Source organism: Streptomyces sp. NPDC005728 (assembly GCF_040630895.1).
Lineage (GTDB): Bacteria > Actinomycetota > Actinomycetes > Streptomycetales > Streptomycetaceae > Streptomyces.
Map to the genome: position 1 here is coordinate 61,253 of NZ_JBEXYL010000025.1, position 25,865 is coordinate 87,117.

The 25,865-nt window shown below is 73.6% G+C and carries 17 protein-coding genes; 11 read left to right on the top strand and 6 right to left on the bottom strand.

Translation table 11 applies throughout. The features are described 5' to 3' along the window. Positions 1-405 precede the first annotated feature (405 nt). Genes ABZ471_RS19035 through ABZ471_RS19060 form a run of 6 tightly spaced genes read left to right on the top strand, consistent with a single transcriptional unit; the run spans position 406 to position 15,694 of the window. A complete protein-coding gene (locus ABZ471_RS19035; RefSeq protein WP_359067919.1) occupies positions 406-7,683 on the top strand; it encodes an SDR family NAD(P)-dependent oxidoreductase in 7,278 nt (2,425 codons plus the stop codon). A gap of 1 nt (position 7,684) precedes the next feature. Next, positions 7,685-12,298 carry a beta-ketoacyl synthase N-terminal-like domain-containing protein gene (locus ABZ471_RS19040; protein WP_359067920.1) on the top strand — a complete coding sequence of 1,538 codons (4,614 nt, stop codon included), beginning with the start codon at positions 7,685-7,687 and terminating at the stop codon, positions 12,296-12,298. Next, positions 12,295-12,615, top strand: a complete 321-nt coding sequence (locus ABZ471_RS19045) for an acyl carrier protein (protein WP_359067921.1) — start codon at positions 12,295-12,297, stop codon at positions 12,613-12,615. Before ABZ471_RS19040 ends, ABZ471_RS19045 begins: the two co-directional genes overlap by 4 nt. A gap of 3 nt (positions 12,616-12,618) precedes the next feature. Beyond that, positions 12,619-13,431, top strand: a complete 813-nt coding sequence (locus ABZ471_RS19050) for an alpha/beta hydrolase (protein ID WP_359067922.1) — start codon at positions 12,619-12,621, stop codon at positions 13,429-13,431. Next, positions 13,428-14,630, top strand: coding sequence for a glycosyltransferase (locus ABZ471_RS19055; RefSeq protein ID WP_359067923.1), 1,203 nt, complete (start codon positions 13,428-13,430; stop codon positions 14,628-14,630). Before ABZ471_RS19050 ends, ABZ471_RS19055 begins: the two co-directional genes overlap by 4 nt. Then, entirely contained in the window at positions 14,627-15,694 is a 1,068-nt protein-coding gene (locus ABZ471_RS19060; protein ID WP_359067924.1) for a class I SAM-dependent methyltransferase, read from the top strand. The genes ABZ471_RS19055 and ABZ471_RS19060 overlap by 4 nt, the downstream gene beginning before the upstream one ends. Before the next feature lie 7 nt (positions 15,695-15,701). On the opposite strand, the gene ABZ471_RS19065 is transcribed toward ABZ471_RS19060, so the two are convergent. Then, complete coding sequence (locus tag ABZ471_RS19065) at positions 15,702-16,634, bottom strand: lysylphosphatidylglycerol synthase transmembrane domain-containing protein (RefSeq protein WP_359067951.1); 933 nt, start codon at positions 16,632-16,634, stop codon at positions 15,702-15,704. Between the two features lie 359 nt (positions 16,635-16,993). Here ABZ471_RS19065 and ABZ471_RS19070 point away from each other — a divergent pair, with 359 nt between their 5' ends. Then, positions 16,994-17,638, top strand: a complete 645-nt coding sequence (locus tag ABZ471_RS19070; RefSeq protein ID WP_359067925.1) for a DedA family protein — start codon at positions 16,994-16,996, stop codon at positions 17,636-17,638. Positions 17,639-17,700: 62 nt separating this feature from the next. Here ABZ471_RS19070 and ABZ471_RS19075 read toward each other — a convergent pair whose 3' ends face one another. Then, on the bottom strand, positions 17,701-18,228 hold the full coding sequence (locus tag ABZ471_RS19075; RefSeq protein WP_359067926.1) for a gamma carbonic anhydrase family protein: 528 nt from the start codon (positions 18,226-18,228) through the stop codon (positions 17,701-17,703). Between the two features lie 110 nt (positions 18,229-18,338). On the opposite strand from ABZ471_RS19075, the gene ABZ471_RS19080 reads away from it, so the two are divergent. Then, positions 18,339-19,103, top strand: a complete 765-nt coding sequence (locus tag ABZ471_RS19080; protein ID WP_359067927.1) for an acyltransferase — start codon at positions 18,339-18,341, stop codon at positions 19,101-19,103. 1 nt (position 19,104) lies between these two features. Here ABZ471_RS19080 and ABZ471_RS19085 read toward each other — a convergent pair whose 3' ends face one another. Continuing rightward, entirely contained in the window at positions 19,105-19,962 is an 858-nt protein-coding gene (locus tag ABZ471_RS19085) for an EamA family transporter (protein ID WP_359067928.1), read from the bottom strand. Between the two features lie 104 nt (positions 19,963-20,066). Here ABZ471_RS19085 and ABZ471_RS19090 point away from each other — a divergent pair, with 104 nt between their 5' ends. Further along, entirely contained in the window at positions 20,067-20,639 is a 573-nt protein-coding gene (locus ABZ471_RS19090; RefSeq protein WP_359067929.1) for an XRE family transcriptional regulator, read from the top strand. 32 nt (positions 20,640-20,671) lie between these two features. Then, positions 20,672-21,229: a YbaK/EbsC family protein gene (locus tag ABZ471_RS19095; RefSeq protein ID WP_359067930.1), complete on the top strand. Its 558-nt coding sequence runs from the start codon at positions 20,672-20,674 to the stop codon at positions 21,227-21,229. A 2-nt stretch (positions 21,230-21,231) separates the two neighbouring features. On the opposite strand, the gene ABZ471_RS19100 is transcribed toward ABZ471_RS19095, so the two are convergent. After that, on the bottom strand, positions 21,232-22,329 hold the full coding sequence (locus ABZ471_RS19100; protein ID WP_359067931.1) for a cation diffusion facilitator family transporter: 1,098 nt from the start codon (positions 22,327-22,329) through the stop codon (positions 21,232-21,234). 60 nt (positions 22,330-22,389) lie between these two features. Between ABZ471_RS19100 and ABZ471_RS19105 the strand changes: the two genes are divergently transcribed. Further along, on the top strand, positions 22,390-22,755 hold the full coding sequence (locus ABZ471_RS19105; protein WP_359067932.1) for a metalloregulator ArsR/SmtB family transcription factor: 366 nt from the start codon (positions 22,390-22,392) through the stop codon (positions 22,753-22,755). Positions 22,756-22,767: 12 nt separating this feature from the next. On the opposite strand, the gene ABZ471_RS19110 is transcribed toward ABZ471_RS19105, so the two are convergent. Both ABZ471_RS19110 and ABZ471_RS19115 read right to left on the bottom strand, forming a co-directional pair. Beyond that, a complete protein-coding gene (locus ABZ471_RS19110; RefSeq protein WP_359067933.1) occupies positions 22,768-23,991 on the bottom strand; it encodes a 4-hydroxybenzoate 3-monooxygenase in 1,224 nt (407 codons plus the stop codon). A 75-nt stretch (positions 23,992-24,066) separates the two neighbouring features. Then, complete coding sequence (locus ABZ471_RS19115; RefSeq protein WP_359067934.1) at positions 24,067-25,704, bottom strand: APC family permease; 1,638 nt, start codon at positions 25,702-25,704, stop codon at positions 24,067-24,069. Between the last annotated feature and the right edge of the window lie 161 nt (positions 25,705-25,865).

Here is a 25,865-nt window from a genome sequence, read left to right on the forward strand (position 1 = left end):
GGTGGCCCTCGCTCGCCGTCCGCGGCCGTGTCGCTGTCCGGCCCGCTGTCTGCCGGGATCGCGCCACCGGGCGGACGTCATCCGGAATTTACAGAAAGCGATCCCGTGTACCGGCACATTGCCGGCCGGTGAGTGCGCGGTGAATATGCCTGCGCTGTGACGGGCCCTTCGGTGGGCCGAGGCGGCGCAGGCACCCGTACGGTCCTGCCGCCGCAGGGGATTGCTCGGATTTTCGGCGCTTGCGGGGGAATTCGGCGTGCTGGCCGAATCGATACCCCCGTCCGTGAAATGGATGCGGCGTTATTGACCCGCGAGTAAGCACCTCGCTAGGTTCCGGTGGCCTCGCACCAGAGAGTCCTGCCGCACACCCCCCACCGTGCTGTCTTGCCGATTCTTCGGAGCATCATGACCTCCCCTGTGCGCGCCCACGACCTGATCCTGTGCCTCACTCCCTTCGGAGAACCCGACGCCGGGCTCGCCGCGGCCGCCTGCGGTGCCGGCGCCCTCGGAATCCTCGATCTGGGGGACGGCGACCGAAGAACCCGCGAGGAGTTGACCCGGCTGCGCAGGGCGGTGCGGGCCGCGCCGTCACCGCGGCCCTTCGCGGTGCGCGTGGCCGGGCGGTGCACCCTGGACCAGGGCGCGCTGGACGGTGCCCCCGACACCGTGGTCCTGGCCCCCGACGCGGCCTGGAGTCCGGATGAAGTGGCCGCACAGTACCGGGTGTTGGCCGAGGTCACGGATCTGGCGCAGGCGCGGGAAGCGGTCCGTGCCGGAGCCCATGGGCTGATCGCGCGAGGCGCCGAGAGCGGTGGCCGGATCGGCGGCCTGAGCACCTTCGTCCTGCTCCAACTGCTCCTCTCCGACAGTGAGTTGAACGTGCCGGTCTGGGCCTGCGGAGGCATCGGACCGCGCACGGCGGCCGCCGCCGTGGCCGGCGGCGCCGCAGGTGTCGTCCTCGACAGCCAACTGGCCCTGCTGGCCGAGTCACGGCTGCCGGAGGCGGTCCGGGCCGCGCTGCGCTCCCTGGACGGCTCCGAGACGGTCGTCGTCGCCGGACACCGGGTGCTGCGCCGCCGCGGCCCCGACACCCCGACCCCGCCACCCGACGACACCGCAGCGGTCGCGTCCCTGCTCGGCGCACGGGACCTGCGCCGCCATTTTCTGCCGGTCGGCCAGGACGGCTACCTCGCCGCACGGTTCGCCGAGCGGTGGGGAGATGTGCGGCGGACGGTGCGTGAGGTGAGGGCGGCGATCCGGGAGGTGGTGGGAGCGACGGAGACCGAGAGGCCGGCCGGCGACGGTCCGCCGGCCGGCAGCGGGCTGCGACAGCCGGCGGACCGCGGTTCGACGGAGCGGATCGGTGCCGGGGCGGCGGAGACGACTGCTGCCGAGTACGGGGTTTCGGCCGGTGGTGGGTCGGGGGTGTCGGGCGGTAGCGGGTCGACGGCCTCGGCCGGTACCGAGTCCGTGGTGTCGGGCGGAACCAAGTTCATGGTGTCGGCCGGTACCGAGTCCGTGGTGTCGGCCGGTACCGAGTCCGTGGTGTCGGGCGGTACCGAGTTCGTGGCCTCGGCCGGTACCGAGCCAGTGGTGTCGGGCCGCAGCGGCTCGACGCAATCGACCGGCCGTGGGCCCGCTCGCGCTCTGCGGGCCGGCTCGCCCATGAGCCGGGCGCTCGGTACCCGGCTGCCGGTCGCACAGGGGCCCATGACGCGGGTCAGTGACCAGGCGGCCTTCGCCGCCGCCGTCGCCGAGGACGGGGCGCTGCCCTTCCTGGCGCTGGCCCTCGCCGACGGCGAGCGGACCCGGTCCATGCTGACCGAGGCGCGTGCCGTGCTCGACGGCCGCCCCTGGGGCGTCGGCGTGCTCGGCTTCGCGCCCGAGGACATCAGGAACGCCCAGCTCGAGGCCGTACGAGAACTGCGCCCCACGCACGCGATCATCGCGGGCGGCCGACCCGCCCAGGCCGAGGCGCTGGAGCGGGCCGGCATCCGCACCTTCCTGCACGTGCCCTCGCCGGGGCTGCTGCGGCAATTCCTGCAGGCCGGTGCACGCAGGTTCGTGTTCGAGGGCTCCGAGTGCGGCGGACACGTCGGGCCGCGGGCCTCCTTCCCGCTGTGGGAGGCCCAACTCGCCGTACTGGAAGACTTCCTGGCCGACGCCGACGGTGACACCGAAGGCGACGGCAGGACCGCTCGGCAGATCGAAGTGTTCTTCGCCGGCGGGATCCACGACGAGCGGTCCGCCGCGATGGTCGCCGCCCTGGCCGCACCTCTCACCGCACGGGGCGCCGCCGTCGGCGTTCTCATGGGCACCGCCTACCTGTTCACCGAGGAGGCCGTGGCGCACGGCGCGATCCGGCCGCTGTTCCAGCGGCAGGTCCTGACCGCCACCACGACCGCCCTGCTGGAGACCGCACCCGGCCACGCCACCCGGTGCGTCCCCAGCCCCTTCACCGCCGACTACCGTGATCGCGAAGCCGGTTTACGCGCGTCCGGCCTGCCCGACCGCGAGGTGTGGGAGGCGCTGGAGCGGCTCAACGTCGGGCGGTTGCGCCTGGCCAGCAAGGGTGTCGAGCGGTCCACCCAGGGCGAGTTGACGGGTGTCGGGGAGGAACGGCAGCTCACTGACGGGATGTTCATGGCCGGCGAGGTCGCCGTGCTGCGCTCGGCCACCACCACCCTCACGGCCCTGCACCACGCGGTCACCGACGGCGCCGCCGACCTCCTCGCCGCCCGGGCCGCGCGGCCGGCCGGCGGCCCGGCACCGGAGCCGCCGCCCGCGCCGCTCGACATCGCAGTGGTCGGTATGGCCTGCATGTTCCCGCAGGCCCCCGACCTCGCCACCTTCTGGGCCAACGTCGTCACGGGGCATGACGCCGTCACCGAGGTGCCGCCCGACCGCTGGGACCCCGCCGTGCACCACGAGGCCGGCAGCACGGCCTCCAGATGGGGCGGCTTCCTGCCCCGCATCCCCTTCGACCCGCTGCGCTACGGCATCCCGCCCGCCTCCCTCGGCAGCATCGAGCCGGTCCAGCTGCTGTCCCTGGAGGCCGCGCGCAGGGCCCTGGACGACGCCGGATACGGCGACCGCGGAAGGGAGTTCGACCGTTCGCGGGCCTCCGTCGTCTTCGGCGCCGAGGCGGGCAGCGACCTGTCCAACGCGGTCACGCTGCGCGCCGTCCTCCCGTCGTACTACGGCAAGGTCCCCGACGGTCTGGAGGACCAGCTGCCCCGGCTGACCGAGGACTCCTTCCCCGGCATGCTCGCCAATGTCATCTCCGGTCGGATCGCCAACCGTCTGGACCTCGGCGGCGCCAACTACACCGTCGACGCGGCCTGCGCCTCCTCCCTCGCCGCACTCGACGTGGCCTGCAAGGAACTCGTCTCCGGCGGCAGCGACGTCGTGCTGTGCGGCGGAGCCGACCTGCACAACGGCATCAACGACTTCGTCCTGTTCTCGTCGGTGCACGCCCTCTCGCCGACCGGCCGGTCCCGCGCCTTCGACGGCAGCGCCGACGGCATCGCCCTCGGCGAGGGCGTGGCCTGCGTGGTGCTCAAGCGGCTCGCGGACGCCGAACGCGACGGCGACCGCGTCTACGGCGTCATCAAGGGCCTCGGCTCCGCCAGCGACGGCCGCTCCCGCGGACTGACCGCACCCCGCCCCGAAGGACAGCGGGCCGCGCTGCTGCGCGCCTACCGCAACGCCGGTGTCTCCCCCGCCGCCGTCGGTCTGGTCGAGGCGCACGGTACCGGTACGGTCGTCGGGGACCGTACCGAACTCACCGTACTCGGCGAGGTGTTCAAGGAGGCGGGGGCCAGGACCGGGGCCTGCGCGCTCGGCTCGGTCAAGTCGCAGATCGGGCACACCAAGTGCGCCGCCGGACTCGCCGGCCTGATCAAGACGACCCTCGCCCTGTACACCGGCGTCAAGCCGCCTACCCTCCATCTGGACCGGCCGGGCCCGGCATGGTCGGAGGAGGACAGCCCGTTCGCCTTCCACACCGGCGCCCGGCCCTGGGCGGCACCCGCCGAGGAACGGCTCGCCGGTGTCAGTGCGTTCGGGTTCGGCGGGACCAACTTCCATGTGGTGGTGGGCGCGCACGCCGACGCCGTACCGCCGCGGCAGAGCCTGGACGCCTGGCCCGCCGAGCTGTTCCTGTTCCGGGGGAAGGACACGGCGGCGGCCCACCGGGACGTCGAGGAGATCCTGCGGGCGGCGGAGTCCGACGGCCGCCCCTGGCGCCTGCGCGACCTCGCGCTCGCCGCCGCCCGGCGCGCGGACACCTCCCACGAACCGGTGCGGGCCGCGGTCGTGGCGCACGATGTGGACGAGCTGACCGGGCAGCTGAGAGGTGTCCTCGCCGGGGAGGACGACCCCGCGGCCGGAGTCCGCGCGGCCGACCCCGTCGCCGGTGACGCCAAGGTCGCCTTTCTCTTCCCCGGCCAGGGCAGCCAGCGGCCCGGCATGCTCGCCGACCTGCTGGTCGCCCTGCCCGAACTGCGGCACTATCTGGATCTCGGCCGCGCACACGCCGACACCCTGTACCCAGCCGCCGCCTTCGACGAGGCCGCCCGCGACCGTCGCCGGGCCGCCCTCACCGACACCCGGGCCGCACAGCCCGCACTCGGCATCACCGGCCTCGCCGCGCACGCCTTCCTCACCGCCGCGGGCGTCCACCCGGACCTCGCGGCCGGACACAGCTACGGCGAACTGGTCGCCCTGAGCGCGGCCGGAGCCCTCGATCCCGAGACCTTGCTGGAGCTGAGCGGCGAGCGCGCGAGCGCGATCCTGGCGGCCGCGGGTGACGAACCCGGCACGATGGCCGCCGTCGGAGCCGGTGCGGAGGACGTCGTACACGCACTGCACGCCGCGGGGGCGCCCGCGTCGGTCGTCGTCGCCAATCACAACTCACCCGAGCAGACCGTGATCTCGGGCCCCACGGCCGACGTCGACGTCGCGGTACGCCTGTTGCGCGCGGCGGGCCTCGGCGCCCGCCGCATCCCGGTCGCCTGTGCCTTCCACAGCCCGGTGGTGGCCGCCGCCGGGGAGCGGTTCGCCAAGGTCCTCGCGGAGAAGACGGTACGGGCCCCCGAGTTCCCCGTCTGGGCCAACCGCACCGCCGCCCCGTACCCGCCCGACGCCGACGCCGTACGCGGCGAACTCGCCGCCCAGATCGGCGCACCGGTGGCCTTCGCCGCACAGATCGAGGCGATGTACGAGGCGGGTGCGCGGATCTTCGTGGAGGCGGGCCCCGGCACCGTGCTCACCCGGCTCGTCGGCCGGATCCTCGACGGCCGTCCGCATCGCACCGTCGTCTGCGAGCCGCGCGCCGACAGTGGCCTGACCGGCTGGCTCGACGCCCTCGCCCACCTCGCCGTCGCGGGGCTGCCGGTGCGCACCGCCTGGCTCCTCAGGGGCCGCGACGCCGTCGACGCGCTCCGGGCACCGGCACCGAAGCGGCCCGGCTGGACGGTCGACGGACACCTCGTCCGTACCGCCGACGGAGCACTCCTGCCCGGTGCGCTCGCACCGGCCCGACGAGTCGTGGAGACGACCGTGACGACGGACCCGCAGTACGGCGCCCCGGCCGACCGGGACGCGCTGATCTCCGAATTCCTGCGCACCAACCGGGAGATGATCGCCGCCCAGCGCGACGTGCTCCTCACCTACTTCGGCGCGGCGCCCGGGACGACCCCGCCGGCACCCGCCGCCCCGGCACCGCTCCCGCAGGCCGTACTCCCGGAGCCGGCCCGAATCGCCCCCTCCGAGCCACCGTTGCCCGAGCCTGCCGCCGAGCCCGGGCGGGACGTCGGCCGTGTCGTCCTGGAGATCATCAGCGAGCGCACCGGCTACCCGGTCGACATGATCGAGCCCGACCTCGACCTGGAGGCGGACCTGAGCATCGACTCGATCAAACGGGCCGAGATAGCGGGCGAACTCGCCCGACGCCTGGGCATGGCGGACGGGACGGAGGTCCTGGACGACGCCGAACTGGAGGAACTGACCAAGGCCCGTACGGCGGCGGCGGTCGCGGCCTGGCTGACGGCCCGCTCCGGCGGGGAAGCCGGAGCTGATCACGATCACCGGGACCACGGACACGTGGACGAGCCGGCTCAGGAACTCGTCGCAGGAGCAGGAGCACGAGACCGAGAGCGAGCAGGAGTCGATCAGGGACCCGCAGTCCCGCACGCGCAGATCCCCCGTGGCGAGGTCCCGAAGCGCTGCGAGCTGCGTCCGGTGTCTCTCCCGTCCCCTTCGGCCGACCCGGCCGCCACCCTCTCCGGCAACCGGTTCGCCCTCCTCGGCGACGGCGGGGGAGCGGCGGCCGAGGTCACGGCACGGCTCCGGGCGTACGGCGCCGACGCGGTGACCGTCGACCGGGGTCGTCTCCTCGGCGAGGCCGACGGCAGGATCGACGGCGTCCTGTACCTGGGCGCACTCCCCGGCCCGGAGCTGCCGGTGCTGCCCGACGCCTTCCCCGTGTTCCGGGCGGCCCTGGCGCGCGCCCCGCGCAGCCTGCTGGCCGTCCAGCCGGCCGGCGGCGAGGAGGCGGCCCGGGCGGCCGGTCTCCGCGGCCTCTTCCGCAGCGTCGCCCGGGAGTACCCCGACACCCGCGCCCGGCTCGTCACCGTCCCCGACACCGCTCCCGCGTCCGTCGCCGACGCACTGCTCGCCGAGCTGCTCGCCCCGGAGACGGCCCCCGTCGTCCTGCGTACGGCCACCGGCGAGCGGCACGGGCTGGAGCTGGTGCCCGCACCCCTGGGCCCACTCGGCAGCAGCGGCGCGGGACCCGCCGGGGACGGCGCCGCAGAGGCCGCCGCGCTCGGCCTCGACCGGGACTCCGTGGTGCTGCTGGTCGGGGGCGCCCGGGGCATCACGGCCCGGTTCGCCGCCGCGCTGGCCGCCGCGAGCCGCTGCCGCATCGAACTGCTCGGCCGCACCCCCGCGCCCACCGCGCCCGAGTCCGCGGAGACCGCCGCCGCCCGCACGGCCGTCGAACTGCGCGCCGCCCTCGCCAGGACCGGCTCGCTGAATCCCGCGGAGGTCAACCGGGCCGCCGAACTGATCCTCGCCCAGCGGGAGATCACCGCGACCCTCGCCGAACTCGCCGCCCTCGGCAGCGAGGCCCGCTACCGCTCGGTGGACTTCCGCGAGCAGGACGCCGCGCTCCAGGCGGTCAAGGAGATCCACGCCGAACACGGCCGGCTCGACGGGGTCGTCTTCGCCGCCGGGGTGATCGAGGACCGGCTGATCGCCGAGAAGAGCTCCGAGTCCTTCCGACGCGTGTACGGCACGAAGACGGCCGGCGCCACCGCCCTGCTCGCCGCGCTGGAGGACCTGCCCGGCGGCCCGGGATTCACGGTGCTGTTCGGCAGCATCGCCGCCGTCCTCGGCAACCGCGGCCAGGCCGACTACGCCGCCGCCAACGACGCCCTGGAACGCCTCGGCGCCGACTGGGCCGAGCGCACCGGCCACCGCACGCTCACCGTCCACTGGGGACCCTGGGCGCCGTCGGGCCTCCACAGCGGCATGGTCGGCGAGGAACTCGGCCGCGAGTACGCCCGCCGCGGGGTGCAGCTCATCGACCCCGACGAGGGAACCGCCGCCCTGCTCCGGGAACTCGCCTGGGGCGACCGCTCCGCCCGCGCCGTCGTCTACACCGCCTCGGGCTGGTGAGATGACGGAGCTTCAGACTCCCGTCGCCGTCGTCGGGATGGCGGTGCTGCTGCCCGGTGCCGCAGGACTCGACGCCTACTGGCGCAACCTGCGCGACGGCGTGGACGCGATCGGCGATGTCCCCGAGGGCCGTTGGGACGCCGACTACTACCGGCCCGGCTCGGCCGCGGGGCCCGCCGTCGCCGACCGGATCTACTGCCGCCGCGGCGGATTCGTGGACGGCCTGGCCGAGGTGGAGGTCACCCGGTACGGCATCATGCCGGCCTCCGTGCCGGGCACCGAGCCCGACCAGCTGATCGCCCTCGACGTGGCCGCCGCCGCGCTCGCCGACGCGGGCGGCGCGGACCGGCTGCCCGAGCGGAACCGGATCGGCGTGGCCCTGGGCCGCGGCGGCTACCTCACCACCGGCCTGGTCCGCCTCGACCAGCGGGTGCGCACTGCAGGCCAACTCGTCCGCACCCTGGGCGAGTTACTGCCCGAGCTGTCGTCGGCCCAACTGGACCGGGTACGGGAGGCGTTCACCGAACGGCTCGGGCCGGACAGCCCCGAGTCCGCGATCGGGCTGGTCCCCAACCTCGCCGCCTCCCGCATCGCCAACCGGCTCGACCTGCGCGGGCCGGCCTACACCGTGGACGCGGCGTGCGCCTCCTCCCTCGTGGCCGTCGACCAGGCGGTCACCGAACTCGCCACCGGCCGCTGCGACATGATGCTGGCCGGGGGAGTCCACCACTGCCACGACATCACCCTGTGGAGCGTCTTCTCGCAGCTCCGCGCCCTCTCCCCGACCCAGCGCATCCGTCCCTTCCACCGCGAGGCCGACGGCATCCTCATCGGCGAGGGCACCGGCGTCGTCGTACTCAAACGGCTCGCGGACGCCGCACGCGACGGGGACCGCGTGTACGCGGTCATCCGCGGGACGGGCGTGGCCAGCGACGGCCGTACCGCCGGGCTCGTCACCCCCGACCCCGGCGGCCAGACCCGCGCCGTGCGCCAGGCCTGGCGGGCCGCCGGACTCGACCCCGCCGCACCGCACTCGATCGGCCTGCTGGAGGCGCACGGCACCGCCACCCCGGCCGGTGACGCGGCCGAACTCGCCACGCTGGCCGAGGTGTTCGGGCCGGGCACGGACCGCGGCGACGAGCGGCCCGTGCTCGGCTCGGTGAAGTCGATGATCGGCCACACCATGCCGGCCGCCGGAGTCGCCGGCCTGGTCAAGGCCGCCCTCGCCCTGCACCACGGCACCCTCCTGCCCACCCTCCACTGCGACGACCCCCACCCGGCCCTCGCGGCCACCCGGTTCCGCACCCTGGAACGGGCGCGCCCCTGGGAGACCGCCCCGGACCAACCGGTCCGGCGTGCCGCCGTGAACGCCTTCGGCTTCGGCGGGATCAACGCCCACGTGCTCCTCGAAGAGTCACCGGACGCCCCCGCACACCCACCCACCCGCTCCCGGGTACCGAAGGCGGTCACCGAGCCCGAACGTGTCCTCCTGCTCGCGGCCGACGGCGTCGACGCGCTCGCCGCCCTCCTCGACCTCGACGACTCGACGGTTCTCGCCTCGGGGCTCGACCCCGCGCATCGGCACCACGATGCCGGCCCGACCCGTCTCGGCATCGTCGATCCCACCGCCAAACGGCTCGCCCTGGCCCGCCGCGCGGTCGGCAAGGGCCGTGCCTGGCAGGGCCGCAACGACGTCTGGTTCCGGCCCACCCCGCTGCTCGGGTCCGCCGGGGGCAAGCTGGCCTTCGTCTTCCCCGGCCTGGAAGGCGACTTCGCGCCCCGTACCGACGACATCGCCGCCCACTTCGGTCTGCCCCCGCTCACGAGCACCGGCACCGACGTGCGGGTCGGCGACGTCGGACGGCACGGCTTCGGGGTCGTCGGCGCCGGCCGGCTGCTCGATGCCGCGCTGCGCCGCATGGGGGTCGTACCGGACGCGGTCGCCGGACACAGCGTCGGCGAGTGGACGGCCATGGCGGCCGCCGGAGTGTACTCCGACGCCCAAGTGGACGCGTTCATGGCCGAGTTCGACCCGGAGACCGTGACCGTGCCGGGCCTCGCCTTCGCCGTCGTGGGCGCCGCTGCCGACCGCGTCCGCACGGCTCTCGCCGAGGAGCGGGCCGGCTCCGGGATCGTGCTCTCCCACGACAATGCGCCCCGCCAGTCGATGGTCTGCGGACCGGACGCGGCGGTCCAGGACTTCGTACGGTCCTTCCGCGCCCAGGGCGTCCTGTGCCGGGTGCTGCCGTTCCGCTCCGGCTTCCACACGCCGATGCTCGAACCGTACCTCGCGCCCATCAAGGCGGCCGCCGACCGCTTCCGGCTCCATCCGCCGGCGGTGCCGGTGTGGTCCGGGACGACCGCGGCGCCCTTCCCGCAGGACGAGGCGGCCGTGCGTGAGCTGTTCGTACGGCACCTGCTGGAGCCCGTGCGCTTCCGCGAGCTGATCGAGGCCCTGTACGCGGCGGGTCACCACACCTTCGTGCAGACCGGCCCCGGCCAGCTGGCCTCCCTCGTCGACGACACCCTCACCGACCGCGACCACCTCACGATCGCCGCCAACTCCCCGCACCGCACGGGCATGTCCCAACTGCGTCGCGTGGCCACGGCGTTGTGGACGGCCGGGGCGCGCGTGGCACCGGCGCTGCCACGCGGCCGGGCGACACCGGCGACCTCCCGCGCCCCCGCGTCCGCGGCGGCACCCGGGCGCCGACCCGTCCGCCTCGACCTCGACGGCGCCCTGGTGTCCCTGACCGGACCGGACCTCGACGCACTGCGGTCGCAGCTGCGGCCGAGCCGGCCGTCCGCGTCCCCCGCGCAGCCGCCCGGACCCGGCACATCCGCCCTCGACGATCTCGCCACCCGCTTCCCGGCCGCGGCCGAGCTGGCCGCCCTGTTAAGGGACACCGCGGACACGGCGGCGGAACTGATCGAGGTGAGCGGCCGCCGTGGCGACGGTGCGGCGGGATCGCGCAGGACCACCGCCCGCGCCACCGCGTCCCCACCACCCTCGGTCGCGGCCTCCCCGCCCACCACCACAACCCTCCGCGTCTCCGCCCACACCATGCCCCACCTCCTGGACCACTGCTTCTTCCCGCAGCGCGCCGACTGGCCGGACCTGGAGGACCGTTGGCCGGTCGTGCCCGCCACCACGATCGTCCGGCACATGATGGACGCGGCGGAGGGCGCGGCGCCCGGGATGCGCGCGGTCGCCGTGCACGGGGCCCGGTTCGACCGGTGGCTCACCGCCACACCCCCCGTCGACGTGACCGTCACCGTCACCCCCGACCCCGGCCACCCGGACCGTGTCGCCGTCACCTTCGGACCCACGGCCCGTGCCGTGGTCGAACTCGCGCCCCGGCACTCCGCACCGCCCCCGCCGAGTCCGCGCCCGGACGGCCCCGAACGCGTCCCCGAGCACACCGCCGCCCGGATCTACCGCGACCGCTGGATGTTCCACGGACCGGCGTTCCAGGGCCTCACCGAGCTGACCGCGGTCGGCGAGCGGCACATCCGCGGAGTGATCACCGCGCCCTCGGCGCCCGGCGCGCTGCTGGACAATGTGGGCCAGCTCCTCGGCTACTGGATCATGGCGACCCGCACCGGACGCACCGTCGTGTTCCCCGTGCAGATGCGGCACATGCGGTTCCACGGGCCCCATCCCGCCCCCGGGACGCAGGTCGAGTGTCTCCTGCGGATCACCTCGCTCACCGACACGGTCCTGGAGGCGGACGCGGAGCTGACCGTCGGCGGCCGGGTGTGGGCCGTGCTCACCGGCTGGCAGGACCGCCGCTTCGACAACGACCCGCAGACCCGGCCGGTGGAACGCTTCCCCGGGCGGCACACCCTTTCCGAGGCCCGCCCCGGCGGCTGGGCACTCGTGCACGAGCGGTGGCCGGACCTCGCCTCGCGCGAGCTGATCATGCGCAACTCGCTCGGCGGCGCGGAGCGCACGGAGTACGCCGAGCGCCCGCCGCGCGGCCGCAGACAGTGGCTGCTGGGCCGGATCGCGGTCAAGGACGCCGTACGGCAGTGGCTGTGGCAGCACGGCGAAGGGCCCGTCTTCCCGGCGGAGATCCGGGTGCACAACGACGAACTCGGCCGCCCGTACGTCACCGGGGTGCACGGCCGCACCCTGCCCCCGCTGGACGTCTCGCTCGCCCACCGGGCCGAGGCGGGCGTGGCGATCGTACGGCCGCATACCCCCCACCCCGGCCCCGGCATCGACATCGAAGAGGTCACCCCGCGCGACCCCGCGACCCTCGCCACCGCCCTCGGCAAAGACGAACTGCGGCTCCTGCAAGCGCTGTGTGCGCAGGGCGGCGACGACCAGGACCTGTGGTTCACCCGGTTCTGGGCCGCCAAGGAAGCCGTCGCCAAGGCCGAGGGCGTCGGATTCGGCGGCCGGCCCCGGGACTTCGCGGTGCGCGAGGCAGCCCCGGACGGCAGCCGCCTCCTGGTCTCCGGCCGCCTGGAGCGCGCCTACACCGTGCACTGCACGCAGGCGGGGAATCCGCCGTCCCTGGCCCGGCGCGCCTACGTCGTCGCCCGGACGACGGGACCCGCGGCCCATGACGGAGAAGACGACGAAGCAGCCGAGGAGTACGCCCGATGAACCCCATCCAGCCGGTGCCGGCGCAGCCCGCCACCGACACCGTACTCACCGAGATCACCGGCATGCTCCGCACCCTTCTCGCGGAGTACGACGAGGAGGACGTGGTGATCGGCATGTCCACCGCCTTCAACCGGGACCTGGAACTGGAGAGCATCGACCTCGTCACCCTGGCGGGTCTGCTGGAGGAGCGGTACGGACGGCGGGTCAACCTCGCCGAGTTCCTGGCCGGCATGGAGTTCGACGAGATCATCGAGCTGACCGTGGGCCGGCTCGTGGAGTACGTGGTGTGGAGCCTGAAGGCCACGGAGGCGGGCTGAGCCATGGCGATGATCGACGCCGGCGGAATCCGGCTGCACGTCCAGCGCATGAGGCCCCCGGACGGCCGTACGCCGCACGCCACGGTCGTCCTGGTGCACGGGCTGCTCACCGACAGCCTGGCCAGCTACTACTTCACCGTCGCCCCCGCCTTCGCGGCGGCCGGCCTCGACGTCGTCATGTACGACCTGCGCGGGCACGGCCGCAGCGAACGCCCGCCGGACGGCTACACGCTCGACCACAACCTCGACGACCTGGAGGCCCTCCTCGGCCGGCTGGGGACCACCGGACCCGTGCACCTCGTGGGCAACTCCTACGGCGGCACCATCGCCTTCGGCCACGCGGCCCGCCACCCCGCACGCGCGGCCAGTCTCACGCTGATCGAGTCCGAACCCGCGACCGCGGCCTGGGCCGTGAAGCTGGGCGGCATCCTGCGCCGGGTGCTCACCGAACTCGCTCACAACGAGCCCGACGCGCTCGCCTGGATCACCGCCAACCGCGGCCACAACACCGCCCGCCTCGCCAAGGGCGCGGCCCGGCTCGCCCGCGAGACCACCCTCGGCCGGGACATTCCCGCGAGCCGGGTGCTGACCGAGGAACAGATCAGGGCCGTACGCTGTCCCGTGCTCGGCGTGTACGGCGGCGACTCGGACCTGGTGGACCTGGTGCCGCTGACGCAGACGCTGCTCGCGGACTTCCGGCCCGTCGTGCTGCCCGGGCACGAGCACTCGGTGCTGGTCGAGGCGGCCCCGACCGTCGGCGGGCACATCCTGGACCTGATCCACTCCGTCAACGGCGCCGGGGCGGGGGTCCGGTGAGCGGGTTCCTGTTCGTCGTCCCGCCCCTGGTCGGGCACATCAACCCGGCCGTCGGCGTCGCCGCCCGGCTCACCGCACGCGGACACCGGGTGGCCTGGGTGTGTGCCGACCCGGCGCTGGTGCGCCGCCTCGCGGGCGAGGACGCGCACGTGTTCGGGTGCGCGGGCCCGGTTCCGGGTGCCGGGGGCGCCGTACGGCCGCCCGGCCTGCGGGGCGCGGAGGCGCTGAAGTTCCTGTGGGAGTGGTATCTGGTGCCGCTCGCCGACGCGATGGCCCCAGGCGTCCGCGCGGCCGTCGACGCGTTCGGGCCGGACGTGGTCGTCGCCGACCAACAGGCCTTCGCCGGCGCCCTGGTGGCCGAACAGCTCGGCCTGCCGTGGGCGACCTCCGCCACCACCTCGGCCGAGTTCACCGGCGCCTACGACGGGCTGCCCAAGGTCGCCGCGTGGCTGCGGCAGCGCCTGGCCGAGCTGCGCACCCGGATCGGAGACCCGGCCGGCACCGCCGACCCGCGCTACTCGCCCCACCTTCTGCTCGTCTTCAGTACGCCCGAACTCATCGGCCCGCAGGCACCGTTGGGGCAGTGCGTCCACTACGTCGGCCCGTCCCTCGCCGACCGTCCGGCCGGGCCCGGCTTCCCCTGGGACCGGCTGGACCCGGGCCGGACGAAGGTCCTGGTGACCCTGGGCACCGCCAACGCCGACGCCGGCGGCCGCTTCCTCGCCGAGTGCCTGACCGCGCTGCGCGAACGCGCCGACCGGGTCCAGGGGGTGCTCGTGGATCCCGGCGGCACCCTGCCCGCCGACCTCGCCGACAAGGACGTACTGATCCTGCCGTCCGTGCCCCAACTGGCGGTCCTGGAACGGATGGACGCGGTCGTCTGCCATGCCGGGCACAACACGGTGTGCGAGGCGCTCTGGCACGGGGTCCCGCTCGTTGTGGCGCCCATCCGCGACGACCAGCCCGTGGTGGCCGCCCAGGTGGTGGACGCCGGAGCCGGCGTCCGGGTCCGCTTCGGCCGGGTCACCGCATCCCGGCTGGGCGAGGCCCTCGACACCGTGCTGCACGACCGCGCCCACCGGGCCGCCGCCACCCGCGTCCGCACCGCGTTCCGCGCCGCGGGCGGCGCCCGCGCGGCCGCCGCCCACCTAGAACGACTGGCAGCACCCAGCAACGGAGGGACACCGGAGAGCCGATGAGCGACCAGAGTGAGAAGACCGAGCGCATCGCCGCCCTGCGCCCCGCCTACCAGGCCGACCTCGCCGACGGCACGGAACGCTTCTTCGCACCCCGCCGCACCAGCTGCCCCTGGTGCGGTTCAGGCAGCCTCACCACCCGCCTGCACACCACCGACCTGCTCCAGCACAAACCCGGCCGCTTCACCCTGGACCGGTGCACGGACTGCACCCACACCTTCCAGAACCCCCGGCTGACCGCCGAGGGACTGGAGTTCTACTACCGTGACTTCTACGACGGCCTGGGCGAACAGCGCATGAGCGGCACCTTCGGCAGCCGCACCACGATGTACCGCGACCGCGCCGAGGCGATGGCGCCGCACGATCCCACCCCGAAGAACTGGCTCGACGTGGGCACCGGCCACGGCCACTTCTGCGAGGCCGCCCGCACCGTCCTGCCCGGCACCTCCTTCGACGGCCTCGACTTCACCGACGGCGTCGAACTGGCCGCCCGCGAGGGCCGCGTGGAGCACGCCTACCGCGGCGCCTTCCCCGACCTCGCACCCGACCTCGCCGCCCGCTACGACGTGGTGAGCATGTTCCACTACCTGGAGCACAGCACCGACCCGGACCGCGAACTCCGTGCCGCCCACGAGGCCGTACGCCCCGGCGGGCATCTGCTCATCGAGGTACCGGACCCGGAGAGCCGGTACGCCCGCCTCCTCGGCCGCTGGTGGCTGCCCTGGCTCCAGCCGCAGCACCTGCACTTCATACCGGTCGCCAACCTGCGGCACCGGATGACCGCACTCGGCTTCACCGTGGTCGCCGAGCAGCACGCCGAACCGCACGACCCCGTCGACCTCCTCGCCGCCGTCTGGCTGGCCCTCGACCACACCGCCCCGCGCGACGACGCACCCTGGCTGCCCGGGCCGCCCGGCGCCCTCCGGCGGAGCCTGCGCACCGCCCTCCTCCTCGCGGGCGTGCCCGCCCTGCTCACGGCCACCCTGCTCGACCGGTTCGCCGTACGCCCCCTGTCCCACCGCCTCGGCCTGTCCAACGCCTACCGGCTCGTCGCCCGCCGCGAGTGACCGGCGCTCACAACACCTTCGCGCGGATCAGTGCCGACAGCACCAGGGCGCCCGGCAGCAGCGGCAGCCAGTCGGTCAGCACCCGGTAGCCGATCACTGTCGCGGTGGCCACCGCCGGCGTGGCGCCGAACGCGACCAGCGTCCACACCAGCGCCGCGTCCACCGCGAGCCCACCGGGCGCCGGTACCGCACCGACGGCGGTGCCCGCCGCCAGATGGGCGAGGACCACCTGCTCCCAGGGCAGCCCGAGGCCGAGCGAGGCCCCCACGCAGACCAGCGCACCCCCCTGCACCAGGGGCATCGCCGCCGCCCCGCCCCACAGGGCCAGCACCCGCCAGGGCCGGCGGTGCACCTCCCGCGCATCGGCGAGGGCGGACCGCACCAGCCCCGTCACCGGGCGCCGCAGCGGCCGTACGACCGTCAGCAGCACCCCCGCGACGGCGAGCGCACCGGCCGCGACGGCGGCGGCGGGCACCATTATCCGTTCGCCCGGGACCAGGTCCCCGAGCCGCCGCCAGGCGGGCGAGACGGCCAGGAACACCAGCAGCACCACGGTCTTCGCACTGGACTTGGCCAGCGAGTACAGGCCGATCGAGGCGGTCGCCCGGTCGAGGGGTACGCCCCGGGTGCGCAGGAAGCGCACCGTGACGGCGTGGGCGCCGAGGCCGGCGGGCAGCGCGTGGTTGGCGGCACCGGCGGCGAACTGCGAGGCCAGCAGGAGCCCGGGCGGCAGCCGGTCGGGGAGCGCACCCTGCCGGACGCAGGCGGCCGTCACCCAGGTCAGACAGGTGAACCCGCCCCCGGCCAGCAGCCACCACGGGTCGGCCGCGAACAGCCGGGCGACACCTTCGTACGCCACGGGCCGGTTGGCGAGGGCCCAGCCCACGGCGAGCAGCAGCGGAGCCAGGACCAGGGCGAGCCGGACCGGCCGCGCGGCCATGAGGGAGACACGGCCCACCGGAGCCTCCGACCCAGGACAGGGAGGAGCGGCCGGAGAGGCGGGCAGGGAGGGTGAGGCGGGCGGGGAGAGCGGGGACAGTGAGGACACGGGGACGTCGTCCTTCCGCAGAGGGCCCCCTGGCGGGGGACCTGGGGGGAGGACGGGCGGCGAAACCGCGGTGAGCTTTCCCTTCCCGTGTGACACCGGGATGTCCGAAAGCCGAAGCACCGAGGGCGGAACGGTGCCGCCGGAGGTGCGCGGGAGCCGCCGTTCACCGCCGACCAGGTAGCCTTCCCCTGGGGCGCACGGCGCAAGCCACGCTCCGGCGGACAAGGACGGCGACAGGGGAGGAACCGGCGGTGCACGTCCAGGAATGGCTCGACACGGTACCCCCGGCCGCGGTCTACGCCGTGGTGGGCCTGGTGATCGGTCTGGAGAGCCTGGGCATCCCGCTGCCGGGCGAGATCGTCCTGGTCTCGGCGGCGCTCATGTCCTCCCAGCACTCCGGCGTCAACCCGATCGTGCTCGGGGTGTGCGCGACCGCCGGAGCCGTCATCGGCGACTCCATCGGCTACGCGATCGGCCGCAAGGGCGGACGGCCCCTGCTGGCCTGGCTGGGCAGGAAGTTCCCGAGGCACTTCGGCGAGGGCCATGTCGCCACCGCCGAGCGCTCCTTCCAGAAGTGGGGCATGTGGGCCGTCTTCTTCGGCCGCTTCGTCGCCCTCCTGCGCATCTTCGCCGGCCCCCTCGCGGGCGTCCTCCACATGCCGTACTGGAAGTTCCTGATCGCCAACGTCCTCGGCGGCATCTGCTGGGCGGGCGGCACCACGGCCGTCATCTACTACGTCGGCATCGTCGCCGAGGACTGGCTGAAGCGGTTCTCGTACCTGGGCCTGGTGGCAGCGGTCCTGATCGGTCTGGCGTCGATGTTGATCATCAAGCGCAGGGCGAAGAAGGCGCAGACGGCACAGCGGGAAGCCGAACCTGTGGGCGCGGGGGACTGAGACGGCCCGGGGGCGCGGGGAACTGCGCGACCAGCCCCCACACCCCCACCCGCGAACGGGACCTACTGGTGCACGTCCCCATGCGCCTTGGCCAGTTCCGCATACAGGGTCCCGTTGAGGGTGACCCCTTCCCGCTCCTCCTCGGACAGCTCCCGCCGCACCTTGGCCGGCACGCCGGCCACCAGTGACCCGGGCGGCACCACCATCCCCTGCGGCACCAACGCCTGAGCGGCGACCAGCGACCCCGCTCCGATCACCGCCCCGTTGAGCACCGTCGCCCCCATCCCGATGAGGCAGTCGTCCTCCACGGTCGCCCCGTGCACCACTGCGTTGTGCCCGATGGACACCCGCTCCCCGACGGTCACCGGAAATCCGGGATCGGCGTGCAAGGTGACGTTGTCCTGCACATTGGCCTGCGCGCCCACGGTGATCTTCTCGACATCCCCGCGTACGACGGCCCCGTACCAGACACTGGCCCCCGCGTGCAGCGTGACGTCCCCGATCACGGACGCCGTAGGCGCCACGAACGCCTCCGGATCGACCCGCGGCTCCTTGCCGCCGATGCCCACGATCAGCGCCTTCTGTGCCATCACCGACTCCTCGTGTCCGTCGTGTCCCCGAACCGTACGACACCGGGTGGGGCAAAGATCACAGCAGCCCGCCCTCTCCGCCGGAGGCGACCGGTGAGTAACGTGACCCCGTGCCGAACCACAAGAACACGTTCTCGTCCTGGCGCCACCGCCTGGCCCAGCGCGCCGTGCACTCGGGCTGGGCGTGGGTCCAGCGCATGGGTTCGGTGTCGGCCGAGAACCCCGGCCGCTTCCACTTCGGCTCGATCGGCGAAGCCACCCGGCTGGCCTTCCCGCTCGGCACGGTCTTCGGCGAACCCTGGATCCGTCTGGGCTCCCACTGCATCATCGGCGAACAGGTCACCCTCACCGCCGGCCTGATGCCGGACCTGGACCTCGGCCCGGACCCGATCCTGCGCATCGGCGACGGGGTCGTGCTCGGCCGCGGCAGCCACGTCATCGCCGACACCACGGTCACGATCGGCAGCGACTGCTACTTCGGGCCGTACGTCTACGTCACCTCCACCAACCACTCCTACGACGACCCGCACGAGCCGATCGGCAAGCAGTGGCCGCGCATGGAGCCGGTGGAGATCGGACCGGGCTGCTGGATCGGGACCGGTGCGGTGATCCTGCCGGGGGCGCGGATCGGCCGGAACGTGGTCGTGGCGGCCGGTGCCGTGGTGCGGGGGACCGTGCCCGACCACGCCGTGGTGGCGGGGGCGCCCGCCCGGGTCGTACGGCGCTGGACGCCCGACGCCGGCTGGCAGCCGCCGCTGAGGACCCCGGCGCCGGTGCCGCTCCCGGACGGGATCACTCCGGAGCAACTGCGTGCGCTGGCCGACCTCGACGAGGACGGGGCCGAGCGACTGGCCCGGCTGGAGGCGGACGGCTGACTCAGCCGGCCGCCAGTAGCAGTGTCCCGAGCAGGGCCAGGCCCGCACCCGTGGTCTGGATCGTGCGCAGCCGCTCGCAGAGGAAGCCGCGTGCGGCCAGTGCGGTGACCACCGGGTAGAGCGAGGCGAGCACGGCCGCCACGGTGACCGGGCCGTGCTGGGCGGCGACCGCGTAGGTGCCGTTGGCCGCCACGTCCGCGAGGCCGACGAAGGCCAGCGCCGGCAGCGAGGTCCGCGGGAGCCCGCCCTCCGGCAGGGCGGGGGAGCCGCGCCGGACCGAGACGCAGAGGGCCGCGCCGCCCGCCGCGACACTCGTCACGCGCTGCACGAACAGCGACAGGAACAGGCCGGTGACGTTGGTCGAGGCCTCCGTGATCAGCGCGAACACCGTGCCGAAGCCCAGCGCGGCGACCAGCGTGAGCAGGATCGTCTGCCGCTGCACGGGCGCGCCGCGCAGCTGCGGGCCGCCCGCGAGGACGACTCCGGTGACGGCGACCGCGATGCCCGCGACCTGCAGTGCCCCCGGGCGTTCGCCGAGGACCAGACCGACCCCGACCGGGACGGCCACGCTGAGGGTGGCCAGCGGGGAGACCACGCCCATCGGGCCCAGCGCGAGGGCCTTGTAGAAGGAGAACACGGCCACCGGGCCGGCCACGCCGGCCGCGACCGCGAACCACAGCCTTGGGCCGGCCTCGCTCCAGCCGCCGGTCGCCACCACGATCACGCCCAGCACGGCCGCCGCGATCGCCTGCGAGGCGACCACCACGGTCAGTGCGGGCGTGCGTCGGGTCAGCAGCCCGCCGCCGAAGTCGGCCAGGCCCCACAGGAGGCTGGTGGTCAGCGCGAAGAATGCTGTCACGGGCCACCTCGCAGTACAGTGCAGTGAACAACTAGGTACACCACACCATAGTTCAACAAGCTGAGCTATGTAATTCAATATAGTGAACCCCCCATGGATGTGATGTGTCGGACCTCGACCTGCTGACCCAGTCCCTGGCGCGCAACGTCAAACGCTGGCGTACCGAGCGCGGCTTCACCCTGGACGCGCTGGCCGCCCGAGCGGGAGTCAGCCGCGGCATGCTCATCCAGATCGAGCAGGCCCGCACCAACCCCAGCATCGGCACCGTGGTCAAGATCGGCGATGCGCTCGGCATCAGCATCACCACGCTGCTCGACTACGAACAGGGCCCCAAGGTCCGCATCGTCCCCGCCGAACAGGCCGTACGGCTGTGGCACACGGAGGCGGGAAGCTACAACCGGCTCCTGGCGGGCACCGAGGCTCCCGGGCCGCTGGAGATGTGGGACTGGCTTCTGATGCCCGGCGACCGCAGCCCCTCCGACCCGCATCCGGCCGGCACGGTGGAACTCGTCCACGTCACCGCGGGTGACCTGACCCTCACCGTGGACGGGGTGAAGCACGTCGTTCCGGCGGGTGCGAGCGCCACCTTCGAGGCCGACACCCCCCACACGTACGACAACGAAGGGGACGTCCCCGTCGAGATGGTGATGGCCGTCTCGGTCCCGCCCATGCGCTGAGCACCGGCCGCGCGGACTGTTAGCGTGCGGCCATGCGCGCCCCCATCGGAGACTTCGACACCGCCACCCCCGCCCCCGACTGTCTGGACCGGCTGCCCGCCCCGGTCGCCGACGCCGTACGCCACTGGCAGGGCAGCGTCTCCGCCGACCGGATCGTCTACGTCGACACCGACCCGCGCTGGGCCGACACGGCCGTCTTCGTGGAGCACTACGGCCGCGAACTGCTGGAGCAGTCGGCCAACTGCGTGGTCGTCGCGGGCAAGCGGGGCGGCGAGACCACCCTTGCGGCGTGCGTGGTGCTCTCCACCACCCGGGTCGACGTCAACGGCGTGGTGCGCCGCCGGCTCGGCGCCCGCAAGGCCTCCTTCGCCGCGGTGGACACCGCGACCGGCCTGACCGGCATGGAGTACGGCGGCATCACGCCGCTCGGACTGCCCGAGGGCTGGCCGGTGTTGGTGGACGCGGCCGTCGCCGACCTCCCCTACGCTCTCGTCGGCAGCGGGCGCCGGCGCGGCAAGCTGCTGGTGCCGGGCAAGGCTCTCGCGGAGCTGCCCGGCGCGATGGTGCTCGAAGGGCTCGGGGCCGCCTGAGATCAGGCCGGCAGATGATGGGCCAGCGCCAGATGCGGGTCCGTCTCGCCCGGCACCGGTGCCGGGTCGGCGTGCACCAGGGCGGCCGTGAGCCTCGGTACGGCGTGCAGCAGGGCGTGTTCGGCCTCGACGGCGATCGCGTGCGCCCGGCGGACGGTCACCTCGCCGTCCACCACGACCGCCAGCTCGGCCCGCAGCCGGTGCCCGATCCACCTCAACCGCAGCTCGCCCACCCCGCGCACCCCCGGCACCGCGCGCACCGCCTGCTCGGCCCGGTCCACCAGCGCCGGGTCGACGGCGTCCATCACCCGCCGGAACACCTCGCGCGCCGCGTCCCGCAGGACCAGCGCGATCGCGGCGGTGATCGCCAGCCCCACGAGCGGATCGGCGAGGTGCCAGCCCAGGGCCGCGCCTCCGGCCCCCACCAGCACGGCCAGCGAGGTGAATCCGTCCGTCCTGGCGTGCAATCCGTCGGCGACCAGCGCGGCCGAGCCGATCTCCCGGCCCACCCGGATCCGGTACCGGGCCACCCACTCGTTGCCCGCGAACCCGACCAGCGCGGCCACCGCGACCGCCGGCACGTGCTCGACCGGCCGCGGATCGAGCAGCCGCCCGACCGCCGCCCAGGCCGCGAACGCCGCGGAGGCGGCGATGGTCAGCACGATGGCGAGACCCGCGAGATCCTCGGCGCGCCCGTAGCCGTAGGTGAACCGCCGGGTCGCCGCACGCCGCCCCAGCACGAAGGCGATGCCCAGCGGTACGGCCGTCAGTGCGTCCGCCGCGTTGTGCACGGTGTCCCCGAGCAGCGCCACGGAGCCGGAGAGCGCCACCACGACGGCCTGCACCAGCGCGGTCGCCCCGAGCACGGCCAGCGACACCCACAGGGCCCGCATGCCCCGCGCCGAGGACTCCAGGGCGGGGTCGAGCTTGTCGGCGGTCTCGTGTGAGTGCGGGGTGAGCAGGTGGGCGAGGCGATGGCGCAGGCCGGGGGAGGTGTGTGCACGGCCGTGGTCATGGGGTTCCCGACCGTGCCGGTGGGGGTGCTCGTCGCCGGAGCGGTGCGCGTGCTCATGGCCCCGGTGCGTGTGCCGGTCGCTCACGTGGATCCCCTTCCGTGTGCGGGCATGGACGTACGGCGCCCATGGAGCCATTATGTGCGTATGAGCGCACGCATGCACCTGTCACCTGCGCATCATGCGCAGCCGCGCAGCCCGGGCGACGAGCAGTTCGCGGTCGCCGCCGAACTCCTCGCGCTGCTCGGCGACCGCACCCGCCTCATCCTGCTGCACTCCCTGACGGCGGCCGAGGCCGACGTCACCACGCTCACCGAGGCGTGCGGCGCCGCCCGTCCCGCCGTCAGCCAGCACCTGGCCCGGCTGCGCCTCGCGGGCCTGGTCACCACCCGCAAGGAGGGCCGCCGGGTGGTCTACTCGCTGCGTGACGGCCATGTGCGCCGTCTGGTCGGCGAGGCGCTGAAGGTGGCCGACCACCGCCTCGCCGAGAAGGCCACGACCCCGGTGCGCTGAGCCGTCGTACGCTCAGAACGCGGTGGCCGCACCCAGGTACTGCTCGGCGAAGGCCGCCGCCGCGGCGGGCGAGGTGAACAGGCGGCGCAGCCGGGCCAGCGTGGTGCCCGCACGGAACGGATCGCCCGAGGCGACACCGTGATAGATGTCCGACAGCCACTGCGAGAACTCCTGGTAGTCCCACACCCGCCGCAGGGACGCCTCCGAGTAGCCTTCCAGGCCGCGCCCGTCGCCCCGGGTGACGTAGGTGACGAGCGCGTCGCCGAGCAGGAAGGCGTCGTGGAGGGCGAGGTTCATGCCCTTCGCGGCGATCGGCGCCGTGAGGTGACCGGCGTCGCCGGCCAGCAGCAGCCGCCCGTGGACGAGGGGTTCGACGACGTAGTGGTGCATGTCCAGCACCCGCTTCTCGATCAGCCTGCCCTCGGCCAGCGGCGGTGCCCCGGCCGCTCCGAGGCGGGTCCGCAGCTCGGCCCAGACCCGGTCGTGCGGCCAGTTCTCCGGATCGTCGCCGGGCGGGCACTGCAGGTAGTAGCGGGTGACCTCGGGGCTGCGGGCCATGTGCCCGGCGAAGCCGTGCGGGTGGATGCCGAACAGCACGCAGTCGGAGGAGGGCGGGGCCTCGGCGAGCAGCGCCAGCCAGCCGATGCCGTCGTCCTGCCGCGCGATCCGCCTCCGCTCCGGCGGGATCGCGTCCCGGGTCACGCCGCGCGCCCCGTCGCAGCCCGCGACGAAATCGCAGCGCAGCAGCCGCCGTTCACCCGTCTGCGGGCACTGGTAGGACACGGCGGGCCGGTCCGAGTCCAGGTCGTGCAGCCGTACGTCGCGTACGCCGAAGCGGATGTCACCGCCGCGTACGTCGGCGTACTCCCGCACCAGGTCCGTCACCAGCAAGGGCTGCGGGTAGACGTAGTGGTGTCGGCCGGTCAGGTCGCCGTAGGAGAAGCGGTACCGCTCGCCGCCGAAGCGGAACTCGCAGGTGTCGTGCACCTGGGCCCGCTCCAGCAGGTTCTCGGCCAGGCCGCGCCGCGCGAGTTCGCGGACCGCCCATTCCTCGATCACGCCGGCTCTCGGCCGGGTCTCGATGAACGGCCTGCTCTCGGTCTCCAGGATCACGCAGTCGACGGAGGCGTCCCGCAGGATCGTGCCGACGGTGAGCCCGGCGGGCCCGGCGCCCACGACGACGACCGTACGGCGTTCCTCGGGCGCGGAGTCAGGGTGGGGGGAGAGGTGCGTCACCCCGGCATTATGACGGTGTCCCGTCAGCCACGGCGGAGTTGCCGCGGCTGACGGGACACTGGGTGAGGTGCGGGGTCAGTGCGCCGGAGCGTCGGTGACCACGACCTCCTCGATGCTGCGCTCGATCGCCTCCGCCTTCGAGGCGGTGGCCTTGGCCCAGTAGTAGATGACCAGGGAGAACGCCGCGACGACCAGTATGTCCCAGTACAGCGGGATGGTGCCGTTGCCGCCGAAGGTGCTCAGGTAGGAGATCACACCGAGGCCGGCCAGGTACCCGGGCAGCCACTGCGCGGCCTTGAAGTCCAGCCGGGGCGCGTCCGGCAGGTTCTTGCGGATCGCGTACCAGGCGTAGGAGCCGAGCAGCACGTAGCCGATCAGGATCGCGGCGCCGAGCCGCCACAGGGTGTCCCAGCCGGACCAGAAGATGATCAGGTTGGCGACCACGAACGACAGCGGCGAGACGAACTTGCCGAAGGGCAGCCGGTACGGACGCTCGTGGTGCGGCAGGCGGTCGGCGAAGACGCCGTACGCCAGCGGTGCGCCCGCGTACATCAGGACGCTCGCCGAGGTGATGAAGCTGACCAGCTCCTGCCAGCTGGGGAACGGCAGGAAGCAGATCACACCGGTCACGAACGAGACCACGAGGCCGAACCACGGCACACCGCGGGAGTCCGTCTTTGCGAACAGCTTCGGCGCGTAGCCGTTCTTGGCCAGGCCGTAGGAGATGCGGGAGGTGGCGGTGGTGTAGATCAGGCCGGTGCCGCCGGGAGAGATGATCGCGTCGGCGTACAGGACGACGCTCAGCCAGCCGATGCCCACCAGTGTGGCCAGACCCGCCCAGGGGCCGCTGATGCCGGGGAAGTCGAGGTTCGCCCAGCCGTGCGCGAAGGAGCTGTGCGGCAGCGCGACGATGAAGACGACCTGGAGCAGGATGTAGATCACCGAGCCGATCGCGACCGAACCGAGGGTCGCGCGGGGCAGGTCACGCTTGGGGTTGCGGCTCTCGCCGGCCAGCTGGATCGCCTGCTCGAAGCCCAGCAGCGCGAAGATGATGCCGCTGGAGCTGATCGCACCGAGGACGCCCTTGGCACCGAACGGCGCGAAGCCCTCGGAGGTGAAGTTGCCCGGGTGGAAGTTGCCGATGGCGATGACGAAGATCGCCGCGAGCGGGACGGCGATCTTCCACCAGGTGGCGGCGCTGTTGGTGTGTGCCAGGACGCGTACGCCGAGGAAGTTGACCGCGACGAAGACCGCCATCAGGACCACCGCGACGATGATGCCGCTGAGCGTGAGCGTGCCGTCGGCGCGCTGTAGCCCGTCGGCCCAACTCCAGTGCTTGGCGTAGCCGATCATGGCCTCGACCTCGATCGGTGCCACGGTGGCGGCCTGGAGCCAGGAGAACCAGCCGAACGACATGCCGGCCAGGCCGCCGAACGCGTAGTGCGGGTAGCGGGCCGTGCCACCGGCCACCGGGAACATGCCGCCGAGTTCGGCGTGCACCAGAGCCAGCAGCACGATGGCCACCGCGCCGATCACCCACGAGATGATCGCCGCGGGGCCGGCCACCACGACCGCCTTCTCGGCGCCGAACAGCCAGCCGGAGCCGATGATGGAGCCCACGGAGGCCCACATCAGACCGATCAGGCCGACGTCGCGGCGCAGGCCGCCCTGGTCCTTCGTGGCTATCGGCGCGGCATGGTCGACTTTCACCATGTCAAGTGGCCTCTCAGATCGTAAACGCAGAATTAACGAACAACAGCGCCACACCGTAGGGCCGCTTTCCGCGTCGCCAAAAGACTCTTGGTGAAGTCTTGACCTCGGATCTTGCCCCTCTTGGCTTCCGTATTCGCACAGGTCAGGGGGTGACTCGAATG